Here is an 11888-nt window from a genome sequence, read left to right on the forward strand (position 1 = left end):
AGGGGAACTACGCGCGCAGCCACGCGGCGGCGTCGGTGGGCAGGGTGGTGGAGGGCGACGTGCCCCCGAGCGTGGTGCTCGTCAGCAGCACCTCCTGGTGCGGCGGCAACACGAGCGGATCGGGCCCGAAGTTGACCACGCACACCACGTCGTCCCGGCGGAACGCGATCACGTCCGGTCCCAGGTCGACCCAGTCGAAGGACTCCCCGCGCAGTCCCGCCTCCGCGCGGCGCACCGCCAGAGCCGCCCGGTACAGCGACAGCATCGACTCCGGGTCGTCCCGCTGCGCCTCCACCGACAGCTCGCCCCACCCGGCGGGTTGCGGCAACCAGGCCGGTTCCCCGTCCTCCGGCCCGAAGCCGTACGAGCGCCCCTCGCGCGTCCACGGCAGCGGCACGCGGCACCCGTCACGGCCGGGGTCGACGCCCTCGGACCGGAAGTGCATCGGGTCCTGCAGCACCTCCAGCGGCAGGTCCTCGACCTCGGGCAACCCGAGCTCGTCGCCCTGGTACAGGTAGAGCGCGCCGGGCAGCGCCGCCGTCAGCAGCGCCGCGGCCCGCGCCCTCCGCTCCCCTAGTTCCAGGTCGGTCGGTTCGCCGAAGCGCTTGGCCAGGAAGGAGAACGACGTCTCGGCCCGGCCGTACCGGGTCACCGGGCGGGTCACGTCGTGGTTCGACAGCACCCACGTGGCGGGTGCCCCGACCGGCGCGTGCGCGTCCAGAGTGGACGCGATGGAGTCGCGCAGCTCCTTGGCGTCCCAGGGGCGGCCCATGAAGTCGAAGTTGAACGCCGAGTGCATCTCGTCGGGCCGCAGGTAGCGGGAGAAGCGCTTCTGGTCGTCCAGCCACACCTCGCCGACCAGCACGCGGGGCTCGTCGTAGGAGTCGGCGACGGCGCGCCAGCCGCGGTAGATGTCGTGGAGCTCGTCGCGGTCGACGAACGGGTGCTCGCCTGCCGCGTAGGTCTCCGGCACCTCGGGCAGCGTGGGGTCCTTGACCGGCATGGACGCCGAGTCGACGCGGATGCCCGCCACCCCGCGGTCGAACCAGAACCGCAGCACGTCCTCGTGCTCGCGCCGCACGTCGGGGTGGTTCCAGTTCAGGTCGGGCTGCTCGGGCGCGAACAGGTGCAGGTACCACTGGCCGTCGGGCACGCGGGTCCAGGTGCCGCCCGCGAAGCTCGACCGCCAGTTCGTCGGGGGCAGCTCGCCGTTCTCGCCGCGGCCTTCGCGGAACCAGAAGCGTTCGCGCTCAGGGGATCCCGGGCCCGCGGCCAACGCCTGCCGGAACCAGGCGTGGTCGCTGGAGACGTGGTTCGGGACCACGTCGACGATCGTGCGGATGCCCAGCGCGGCGGCGTCGGCGATGAGCGCCTCGGCGTCGGCCAGGGTGCCGAAGGCGGGGTCGATGGCGCGGTAGTCGGCCACGTCGTAGCCACCGTCGGCCATCGGCGAGAGGTACCAGGGCGTGAACCAGATGGCGTCGACGCCCAGGTCGCGCAGGTGGCCGAGGCGGGCGCGCACGCCGGCGAGGTCACCGGTCCCGTCGCCGCCCGCGTCGGCGAAACTGCGCGGGTAGATCTGGTAGATCACCGCGCCACGCCACCAGGGCGGTGGCAGGTCCGTCGTCACGACGCACTCCCCTCGATCGAGTCCAGACACGCGACAACCCGCCGATCATCGCTGATCAGATCAGGTATAGCGCTATATCTGCGTGATGTGGAAAGCTAGCCTCCGGCACGGAAGGTGTCAACGACGGAATTCGGAGGGGCAGCTCTTGCGGGTCACCTTGAAGGACATCGCGGAGGCGGCGGGCGTCAGCGTGATGACCGTGTCCAACGTGATCAACGGCAAGAGCGCGCGGGTCTCCACCGAGACCATCGAGCGCGTGCGCCGGATCATCGACGAACGCGGCTACGTGCCCAGCGCGTCGGCACGCAGCCTCGCCGCCAACCAGTCCCGCCTGGTCGGCCTGCTGGTGCCCGCGGCCGACGAGGACAGCCTGGCGATCAGCCCGCACAACATCGCGATCATCGGCCAGATCGAGCGCAGGCTCCGCAAGCGCGGCTACCACCTGCTGTTGCGCGGGGTGGCCGACACGTCCGAGATCGGCGAGGCGCTGCGCTCGTGGAGCCTCGACGGCGCCGTGCTGCTGGGCTTCCTGGACGAGGAGATCGCGGGCCTGCGCCGCCAGGTCACCGGCGCCACCCCGGTCCTCGCGATCGACAGCTACTCCGCCAACCCGCTCACCACGGGCGTGCGTTCCGACGACTTCACCGGCGCCCGCCTCGCCGCCGAGCACCTGCTGTCCCTGGGGCACCGCAGGATCGTGTTCGCCGGCCCGTCGTTCACCGACGTCGGTGTCGTCCACGAACGCTTTCTGGGCTTCCAGAAGGCCTTCGAGGAAGCCGGACTGTCCACGGCAGACTGTCCTGTCGAGACTCTCAACACCACGCACGACAACGGCGTCGCGCTCGGCAGGCGCTGGCTCGACACCCACCCGGACGCGACCGCCGTGTTCGCCACCGCCGACATCCTGGCGATCGGCATCATCGAGGGCATGCTCGAGGCGGGCGTCGACGTCCCCGGCCAGGTGTCGGTGGTCGGCTTCGACGACCTCGACCTCAGCGCCTACATCACGCCGAAGCTGACCACCATCGCCCAGGACATCGTCGGCAAGGCCACCCACGCCGTCGACCGCCTGCTCGCCCTCGTCGACGGCGGCGACCGCCCGGCCGAGCCGCTGGTGCTGGACGTGCGGCTGGTGACCCGCAACTCGACGGCACCACCGCGCTGACCGGGGACCAGGTCGGCGCCCGTGTCGCCGGGCACGGCGGCCCTGACCGGTCGGTGGTGGCTCCACCCGACACCGCGGGCCGACCCGAGGATCCGCACGACCTGACGGGCGAAAGCCGGGTCGCGCGTGATCAGGCGAAGGGCTGCGGAACCACTTCCTGCACGGGTGTGAGGGGCACCGGCGACGGCCGCTCCACCGTGGTGGTCAGCTCCACCCGCCGCCCCTCGTCCGCCGCCCGGAGCACGGCGGTCATCGTCTCGAGCACGTGCAGCGCGAGCTCGCCACCGGCGCGCGGGGCCCGTTGCCCTCCGGCAGTGACGAGGTCGAGCAGGCCGACTCCCCGTGCCGCGCCCGTGTAGCCCGCGCTCGGCGGAAGGGTGCGCCACCCGGTGCCGCCGAGCGGGAAGAGGCGGGTGTCGCCGTCGAAGTGGTTCGGGTCGGGGACCGCGAGCGTGCCGAGTTCGCCGTGCACCTCGATCGGCGCGGCGGTGGTGGCCACGCCGTCGAAACTCGTCGTGATGGTCGAGAGCGCGCCGTTGGCGTGTTCGAGCACGCCGGAGACGTGGGTGTCGACCTCGACCGGGATTCGACTGCCCGCGCGCGCACCGGAACCGATGACTCGCTCGGTGCGCAGGCGGCCGGCGGCGCCGATCACCGCGCGGACCGGGCCGAGCAGGTGGATCAGCGCGGTGATGTAGTACGGCCCCATGTCCAGCAACGGACCGCCGCCTGCGATGTAGTAGAAGTCCGGATCGGGGTGCCAGCGTTCGTGGCCCGGCGTGACCATCGTGGCCGAGGCGGAGAGCGGGCGGCCGACGAGCCCGCTGTCGATCGCCGCCCGCGCGGTCTGCGTGCCCGTGCCGAGAACGGTGTCCGGTGCGCAGCCGACCAGGACACCGGCCGCGGCGGCCCGCTCGACGACCTCCCGTCCGTCCGGGAACGTGACGGCGAGCGGCTTCTCGACGAACACGTTCTTGCCGGCGTCGACCGCGCGGAGGGAGATGTCGGCGTGGGCCGCGGGAACGGTGAGGTTGAGGACCGTGTCGACCTCAGCCCCGCCGAGCAGGCGCTCGACGCTGACCGCCTCGGTGCCGGGGAACTCGGCCGCGACCGCGCTCGACCGGGCGGTGTCGAGGTCGGCGACCGCGGTGACGCGCACCGCCGGGTGGCCGTGGAGCGTGGTCAGGTAGGCGCGGGAGATGAACCCGAGACCTACGACGCCGACGCGGTGCGGGTCGCCCACGACATCCCCCTCGTGATGACGGTGCGGACACCGGGATGCGCCAGCACGTCCAGGCTGTGGCCCGGCGTCGTCACCACGATTCGCCCGGCACCCCACCTGCGGGTCCAGATCGCCGGGCAGGTGACCGGCCGGTGCCACGGGTGCCACGGCCGGGTCGGGTGGGTCGTGGTGGCCAGCACGTCGACCAGGTCGTCGTGCAGCACCCAGTACTGCTCGGTGACGAGCTCGAAGTCCTCGACGCCCGCGGTGATCGGGTGCTCCCGGCCCAGCGCGGTGATGGTCACGGTGTGCGGCAGGTAGTTGTCCTCCTGCCCGCCCGTGCGTTCGCACGGTTCCTTGCCCGGATGCGTGACGAACTGGCCGCCCACCAGGTGCAGGTAGTCCGACGACGCGCGGAACGAGTCCGCGATGCCCCCGTGCCAGCCGGTGAGACCGGTACCGGCCTCGACCGCCGCGCGCAGTCCCGCCAGCTGGCCGGTGGTGATCTCCGACATCGTCACGCACTGCACGACGAGGTCCGTGCGCGCCATCTCGGCGGCGTCGGCGTACACCTCGGTCGACTCCTCGACCCGCACGGCGTAGCCGTTGTGCTCCAGGTAGGGGATGAACAACTCGGTGGCCTCCACCGGGTGGTGGCCTTCCCACCCACCGCGGACCACCAACGCGTTCGGCCGTGCCACGACCACCCCCTGGGAACCGCTTTCCGCACAGCACATTGCCGCGTTCGGCACCACTTGGTCAAGGTCGGGTTCGGGGTGATCTCCAGTCCCGCACCACGCCGGAGCCGGCGAGCAGAGGCGCGCGAGTCAGTCCACTGTGGACACGACAGGCCGCGAACCCGCCCGCGTTCACCCCGTCAGGGCGACAGCCGGATCGGACGTGGCGAAGAGGCCGTCGAACACGCGGACGCGGTCGAAGGACAGGGCGTGCTCGCGGGCCTTGTCCGCCATGAGCTGCCGTTCGCCGGCCGACATGTCGAGCACGACCCGGTCGATCGCGGCGGCGATGTCGGCGGCGTTCCCCGCCTCGACGAAGACGGCCGTCCCGCCGACCGCCTCGCCGACGCCCCCGGTGGTGGTCGTGATCACCGGCCCGCCGCCCGCGAGCATCTTCTCGGTCAGCGCGATGCCGAAGGTCTCGACGAAGTCCGGTTCGGGCTTGGTCGGCAGCGCGTACACGGCGCAGCCGTTCATCAGCAGCGGCTTCTCCTCGTCCTCCACGTCGGTGAGGAAGACGATCCGGTCGTCGTCCCGGGTGATCTCGCGGAGGTGCTCGAGTTCGGGGCCGTTGCCGGCGACCACGAGCTTGAGCCGTGACCGCGCCTGACTCCTGGCGAACGCGTCCACGAGGTCGTAGATCCCCTTGGCCCTGGTCACGCGCGACAGGAACAGCACGTACCCGTCGCGTTCCAGGCCGCGTCGCCGCAGGGCGGCGTCCACGACCGCCGGGTCGAGGTCGAGGTACGCCGAGGTGTCGATCGGCGGGTAGCTGACCGTGATCCGGCGCGCGCACTGGCGGGCGAACCGGGTGCCGCAGTGCGCGTCGACGGCCTCCGCGCAGGCGATGATCTCCTGCTTGGTGTACTCCGACACCGCGATCACCTCGTCGTTGGCGAGGAACCGGGTGAACAGGACCACGGCCGCGCCGAACCGCCCCTCGCGCAGGCACGAGCGGATCACGTTGGTCACGTCCGAGCCGACCGCCTTCGCGATGGTGTGGACGTCCGGTGCGTAGCCGGCCGCGCGGGCCGCGTCGACGGCGTCGCGCACCACGGCGTCGTGCGGAGCGAGGTACATCGACACGCACGTGGTCGGGACCTGCTCGGCGAGCAGTTCGACCAGGCGTCCCGTCAGCCCGGCCTGGAACCGGCCGTCGGGCACCCGGTAGTCGCCGACCGGCTCGGGCCGCTCCACGGTGATGCCCTCGCTGTAGGGCAGGATCCCGTCCAGCGGCTTGAGCGGCAGACCCGCCGCCTGGAGCACGGGTATCGGCCAGGTCAGCAGCCGGACGTCGTCGAAGCCGCGGGTGAGCGCGACCTCCGCCAGGTTGCGGGCCTCTCCCGAGTGACCGCAGATGACCGGGTCGGCCCGGACGACGATGACGAGACGGCGGTTCGGCCTGCTCATGTGCGAGCCCCCTTTCCGAGCGGGTCGGACACCGATGGCGGCAGGATCTTGCGTCCCCATTCCGAGGGCTGCGGGCCGAGTTCGAGCACCAGCCGGCCGCCGGCGTGGACGTCGGTGGCGCGCAGGTGCGCCGCGTCCAGTGGTCTGCCGTTGAGCCGGGCGGACTGCACGTACTGCGGTGGCGGGTTCTCCTCCAGCCCGTCGGAGCTGATGGAGGTCTCGCGGTGCCCGCGCGTCTCGACGACGAAGTCGCGGTCCCCGAGGTGCAGGGTGGCGTGGCCGAAGGCGGGCGCGTTGACGAGGAACAGGTTCTGGCCGGCGACCGGGAACAGGCCGAGCGAGGCCCACACGTACCAGGAGCTCAGCCCGCCCGAGTCGTCGTTGCCGGGCAGTCCGCCGCGACCGGTGCCGAACTGCCAGGTCAGTGCCGCGTGCACGATCTCGGCCGTCCGGTCCGGCCGCGCCGCGTAGTGGTAGGACCACGGCGCTTCCATGTCCGGCTCGTTGTTGAGGCCCTCGAACCGGTTCAGCAGGTAGCCGGCCGCCATCTCCGCCGAGCCGGGCCGCTTGCCGGGCTGCGCCACCCGCGGGGCGCCGTAGCCGAAGAACGCGTCGAGCGTGCTGACGAAGGCGTCGTTCCCGCCGACCATCGCGATGCGCGCGGCCATGTCGTGCAGCAGCCGGAACGAGTAGTTCCACTTGCCGCCCTCGTAGAACGACGAGTCGACGAGCAGGCCGGTGTCCGGGTCGAACGCGTTGGACCACAGGCGGCTCCGCGCGTCGAGGTCGCCGGCGAGCTGGACGTCGTTCAGGCTGCGGGCGACGCCCGCCGTGCAGTGGGCTGCGTAGGCGAGGTCGAGCGTGTGCGAGATCGGGTGCACGACGCCGTGCTCGTAGAAGTCCTCGCCGTACATGCGGCGCAGGTCGTCGTACATGTGCACCAGCGCCCAGGTCCAGTCGAGGTCGCCGAGGCCGAGGGCGTGCACGTCGGCGAGCGCGGTGTGGACCAGTGCGCTCGCCTGCCGGAAGAACCTGTCCGCACCGCGGGCCATCCGGTAGCCGATCGGGAAGTTGCCCTCCTCCTCGCAGACCCGGATCAGCGACTCGAGGAGGTCGACCGCCTTGTCGGGGAAGAGGGCCATGAGCAACGGCAGCTGGGTCTTGTAGATGTCCCACATCGTGCAGATGTCGAACACGAACGGCCCGGAGGACGGCCAGAACGGGCTCTCGTCGTCGGCGAAGCACGGTTTGATCAGGGAGTGGTACAGGGCCGTCGCGAACACCTGCCGCCTCGCGGGTGAGCCGCCCTCGACCTCCACCCGGCCCACGTGGTCGCGCCACCGGTCCTCGGTCTGGGCCCGGACGACGTCGAACGAGGCAGTCCTGTCCCCGCATTCGCGGTACAGGTTCTCCCTGGCCTGCTCGCACCCGCGCAGGGAGAACCCGATCTGGATCTCGACGGCCTGCCCGGCGGTGGTGGGGCCCATGTAGAGCATCCCGAACGGGCGCAGCGTGGTCTGCCGGATGCGGTCGAAGTCGAGCCGGGTGCCGCCCTCGATCAGCCGGCGGTCGTGCCAGAGCATCTGCCGCCAACCGGGGCTGTCGACCCTGATGTACACCGACAGCGGCACGCCTTCGACGACCACGGTTCCCTGGGCACGGCCGTTGCCGAGGCTCTCCACGTGCGCCCGCAACGGCACCGTGCGACCGAGGTCGATGGCCAGTCCGCCGCACGACAGGTCGACGACGACGCGTGCGCTGCGGTGCTCGGGGAAGACGTACCGGTGGACGGCGACCTTGGCGCCGACCGTGACCTCGCACCGGATGCCGGTGTCGAGGGTGGCCGCGTAGTAGCCGGCCTCCGCGGTCTCGTCGTGCAGCGGCCAGGCCTGGCCGAGGACGTCCAGCGGCTGCACCATCGGGGTCACCCGCACGTAGTTGTAGTACTTGCGGATCGCGCCGGTGCCGGACTGCTGGAAGTGGGTGAAACCGGACGCCTGCAGCTGCTCGAACAGCTCTTCCGGCTGCCCCTCGGTGTTCTTCGCGTAGAGGCCGTACCCGGTCGGGTAGGCACCGGAGTAGGCGCACGCGGACACCATGCCGAGCGGGGACGTCGCGCCGGGGTGGGTGTTGCCGATCTGCGCTTTCGGCCACCACCAGGTGGCCGCCAGCCCCTGCGCCGCGGGCAGTGAGGTGGCAGCCGTACCGATGAAGGGATCTATTTCGTCGAGGATGAGCAGACAGTAGGTCGCGCGGGCGTCACGTTGGTTTCAGCAATATGAACATGTGGCCGGGGCCGGCCGACGTGTCGCGCCTACTTCTCCGCGTTGGCGATCAGCGTCACCAGGGTGTCGACGAGCTCCTCCGCGGAGGTGTTCCACTTCTCGCCCTTGAGGTGGTCGGCGACCTCCATCCCGGCGATGCCGGTCACGCTCGCGATCAGCAGGGCGCCGTAGCGCTGCGCGTTCCGCTCGCCGACCAGGTCCAGGAGGATGGCCACGAAGTCGTCGTGGCTGGGCTGGGCGGCGCGGTACAGCGCGGTCGGGTCGCTCGGCAGGTCGGTGAACATCAGCCGGAAGAGGTGGGGCCGGCGGCGGCCGATGTCCACGAGGGCGATGAGCGCGCCGCGCAGCTTGTCCGCCGGCGGGATCGCCGGGTCGGAGCGGAGGGTCCGGACGGTGTCCGCGAGCCGCTCCCACGCCTGGGTGCCGACGGCGATCAGCAGCGCCTCCTTGTCGGCGAAGTGCCGGTAGGGGGCGCCGCGGGTCATGCCGACGCGGCCACCGACCTCGCGCAGGGTCACCGCCTCCGGGCCACCCAGGTCGAGCAGTTCGCCGGCCGCGTCGAGCAGCGCACGACGGGTGGCGGCCGCGGACTCCGCACGACTGGTCATGCCGCCCAGCTTAGCGAGGTGTGATGACAGGGTCATCCCAAAGTGTTGACAATGTCATCTCAAAGAGGCACCCTCGGTGAGGTGACAACGTCATCCAAGAATCGGCTCGTCGTCGTGACCGGTGCGTCCACCGGGATGGGCGCGGCGACCGCGCGAGAGCTCGCGCGGCAGGGTTTCCACGTGCTGGCCGGTGTTCGCCGGGAGAGCGACGGCGAGGCCGTCCGGTCCGGGGGCGTCGAGCCGGTGGTCCTCGACATCACGAAGCCGGACCACGTCGCGGCACTGGTCGCGCGCGTGGACGGCGACCCGCTGAGCCGGCCGTTGCACGCGCTGGTCAACAACGCGGGCGTGCCCGGCGCCGGGCCGGTCGAGGCCACGCCGCTCAGCCAGTGGCGGCACCTCTTCGAGGTGAACCTCTTCGGCCACATCGCCGTCACCCAGGCCCTGCTGCCCGCGTTGCGCCGCGGCAAAGGCCGTGTCGTGAACATCAGCTCGATGAACGGCAAGATCTCCATGGCGGGCTACGGGCCCTACGCGGGCACCAAGTTCGCGCTGGAGGCGGTCAGCGACGCGCTGCGCCAGGAGCTGGCTCCCCAGGGTGTGCCGGTCGTGATCGTCGAACCCGGTGGCGTGCAGACCGACATGGCCGCGCGCGGTACGTCGGCCCTGCACGCGGCGGCCGACGAGCTGACGCCGGAGCAGGAGGACCTCTACCGGCCTCTGCTGCGGGCGCTGCCGTCGCACGTCGCCGCCTTCACCAAGGCCGGGGTGACGTCCGCGCACGCGGCGGAGCGCATCGCCAAGACCGTGACCGACCGCCGGCCCCGCATCCGGTACACCATCGGGCGCGACGCCGGCATGTTGCTGTGCCTCGCCCGGTTCCTGCCCGATCGCGTGCTCGACCGGCTTCTCGGCGCCAACCTCCGGCCGCACTTCCCCGCCTAGACGTGATGCCCAGGGATGTTGTCCCCGGTTGGGGCGCCTGACAGCCTGTCGCGAAGACAGGTGAAGGCCTCTGGATGTGAAGTGGAGCTGTCCAGGAACCGCTTCACATGTCCGGAGGCCTTCGTGTCCCACCCTGACGCCGCGCGCGGCTGCGCCTGGCGGGTCTGATCGTCGAGCAGAGCCGGCGGCCCGCCTGGACGGCGAAACGCCCGCCTCGCACCGTCAGGCGCGAGGCGGGCGTCGACCGCGAGATCAGCCGCGGTGCCACTTCTGGTTGGCGCCGCCGACGCAGTCCCACATGTGCAGGACGGCGTCGTTGTTCGGGTTCCACTCGGCGATGTCCACGCACTTGTTCGCCTGCGGGTTCACCAGGTCACCGGCACCGGACAGCACGAACTGCTGGGCCGGGTTGCCCGAGCAGGTCGCGATCTGCACGGCCGCGCCGTTGGCCGTCGAACCCCACGCCACGTCCACGCACTTGTTGTTCTCGGTGCGCAGCGTGCCGTTGACCCACTCGAACCTCTGGTTCGTGCCCCCCGTGCAGTTCCACACGATCAGGCGCTGGCCGTCGGCGAAGTTCCAGTTCGGCACGTCGATGCACTTGCCGTGCCAGTCGCTGACGATGCTGCTGGAGCTGCCGGTCGGCGGAGGCGTCGAGCCACCGCTGAACGGGGTCAGGACGATCCCCGCCGAGCGCGGGTCTCCGTCGTGCACCAGGGACTCCTGGGCCTGCACGTCGTCGAACGCGAACCCGTACGCCTTGCCGTCCACCATGTTCTGGTGCACCAGCCGGGAGTAGTGGTTGGTGATCGCGCCCTGGTAGAAGTCCGCCGGGCCACCGCCCGGCTGGGTGGTGATGCGGTCCAGCGTGGTGCGGTGCAGCGCGGCGCACAGGGTGCGGGCGATCGGGCCGACCACCTGGTCGTTGGGCGCCTGCAACGCGCCGTCGCAACCCCACACGTTGGCCGTGGACGGCTTCGCGAACGACGCCACCTGCTGACCGGCGGAGTTCGTGAAGTTCATCGTGTTGCCCGACGTGCGGCCGAAGTACTTCACGTCCGGACGGTCGCCGAACGGCTGCACGGTCAAAGTCCTGCCCGTGTAGGAGTTCCACGCCTGCGTGATGTACGGGTCGAGGTAGTTGCGGTCGAAGTTGCCGACGTCCGCCGCCTTGCCCGGAGCGAGGACGCGCAGCACCGTGCCGTCCGAACGGGACATGATCGACCCGCCCCAACCGGCCTGGCCGCGGATGCCGTTGATCACCGCGTCACGGCCGCCGGACTTCAGCTCACCGGTCTTCTTCGTGACGCCACTGGCGCCCGTCACGGTGACCGCGTGCGGCACCGCGAACATGTCCACCTGGGAGCTGTTGAGCCACAGCCCGGCGTCGTTGTAGGTGAACTCGCTCCAGTCGAACAGGATGCCGCTGTTCGGGTCGCCACCAGCCCACGGCGCCGGCTGCACCAGGCCGTCCGGCGTCAGGAAGAACTTCAGCTTCTCCCCGAACGACATGTACACCCGGCCCGAGATGAACCGCGGCACGCGCAGGGTGGTCGTGCCGCCCTGGCCGGGACCCGCGATCGACACGTCCGGCGCGGGCGTGGGCGGGTTGCCGCCCGGCGACCACGGCGTGAACGCCCCCGCCTGGTTGACGTACCCCAGACGCCCGTTGCGGATGTCCGTGCCCAGCACGTACAGGTGCACGGCCTCCGAACGGCCGCTGTTGTTGGTGACGTTGAGCGGCAGCAGGTCAGGACCGATCGCCTGTGCCGGGTTCATCGCGATAACCGCGGACGCGGTCGCCGCCACTGCGGCGAGCGCGCTCAACCACTTCGTTCGAGTGCGCATCTGGCTCCTTGTGCAGGGAATGCTCCACCGTCCGGTCC

Annotated in this window: 9 protein-coding genes; 2 read left to right on the forward strand and 7 right to left on the reverse strand. The window is 71.1% G+C overall.

The genetic code is table 11. The features are described 5' to 3' along the window. Positions 1–7: 7 nt before the first annotated feature. Positions 8–1630, reverse strand: coding sequence for a glycoside hydrolase family 13 protein (locus BMY74_RS19550; protein ID WP_089917963.1), 1623 nt, complete (start codon positions 1628–1630; stop codon positions 8–10). Between the two features lie 145 nt (positions 1631–1775). Between BMY74_RS19550 and BMY74_RS19555 the strand changes: the two genes are divergently transcribed. Further along, positions 1776–2795: a LacI family DNA-binding transcriptional regulator gene (locus BMY74_RS19555; protein ID WP_089917965.1), complete on the forward strand. Its 1020-nt coding sequence runs from the start codon at positions 1776–1778 to the stop codon at positions 2793–2795. Positions 2796–2925: 130 nt separating this feature from the next. Here the strand turns inward: BMY74_RS19555 and BMY74_RS19560 are convergent, their stop codons facing one another. The 5 genes from BMY74_RS19560 to BMY74_RS19580 form a co-directional block, all read right to left on the reverse strand. Next, complete coding sequence (locus tag BMY74_RS19560) at positions 2926–4038, reverse strand: Gfo/Idh/MocA family protein (protein WP_089917967.1); 1113 nt, start codon at positions 4036–4038, stop codon at positions 2926–2928. Continuing rightward, positions 4008–4718, reverse strand: coding sequence for a ThuA domain-containing protein (locus BMY74_RS19565; RefSeq protein WP_089918291.1), 711 nt, complete (start codon positions 4716–4718; stop codon positions 4008–4010). The genes BMY74_RS19560 and BMY74_RS19565 overlap by 31 nt, the downstream gene beginning before the upstream one ends. 168 nt (positions 4719–4886) lie before the next feature. Then, positions 4887–6164, reverse strand: a complete 1278-nt coding sequence (locus BMY74_RS19570; RefSeq protein ID WP_089917968.1) for a glycosyltransferase — start codon at positions 6162–6164, stop codon at positions 4887–4889. Continuing rightward, on the reverse strand, positions 6161–8404 hold the full coding sequence (locus tag BMY74_RS19575) for a glycoside hydrolase domain-containing protein (protein WP_342717459.1): 2244 nt from the start codon (positions 8402–8404) through the stop codon (positions 6161–6163). The genes BMY74_RS19570 and BMY74_RS19575 overlap by 4 nt, the downstream gene beginning before the upstream one ends. 74 nt (positions 8405–8478) lie before the next feature. Continuing rightward, entirely contained in the window at positions 8479–9057 is a 579-nt protein-coding gene (locus BMY74_RS19580) for a TetR/AcrR family transcriptional regulator (RefSeq protein ID WP_089917971.1), read from the reverse strand. Positions 9058–9138: 81 nt separating this feature from the next. Between BMY74_RS19580 and BMY74_RS19585 the strand changes: the two genes are divergently transcribed. Next, positions 9139–10002 (forward strand): SDR family oxidoreductase, encoded by an 864-nt coding sequence (locus BMY74_RS19585; RefSeq protein WP_245786243.1) that lies wholly within the window; start codon positions 9139–9141, stop codon positions 10000–10002. A 252-nt stretch (positions 10003–10254) separates the two neighbouring features. Here BMY74_RS19585 and BMY74_RS19590 read toward each other — a convergent pair whose 3' ends face one another. Further along, complete coding sequence (locus BMY74_RS19590; RefSeq protein ID WP_089917973.1) at positions 10255–11850, reverse strand: glycoside hydrolase family 64 protein; 1596 nt, start codon at positions 11848–11850, stop codon at positions 10255–10257. Positions 11851–11888: the final 38 nt, after the last annotated feature.

This window comes from Lentzea albida (assembly GCF_900111005.1).
Lineage (GTDB): Bacteria > Actinomycetota > Actinomycetes > Mycobacteriales > Pseudonocardiaceae > Lentzea > Lentzea albida.

Coding starts and splice junctions, on each gene's coding strand:
- BMY74_RS19570 (WP_089917968.1), bottom strand. CDS start 6,164: ATGAGCAGGCCGAACCGCCGTCTCGTCATCGTCGTCCGGGCCGACCCG.
- BMY74_RS19590 (WP_089917973.1), bottom strand. CDS start 11,850: ATGCGCACTCGAACGAAGTGGTTGAGCGCGCTCGCCGCAGTGGCGGCG.
- BMY74_RS19580 (WP_089917971.1), bottom strand. CDS start 9,057: ATGACCAGTCGTGCGGAGTCCGCGGCCGCCACCCGTCGTGCGCTGCTC.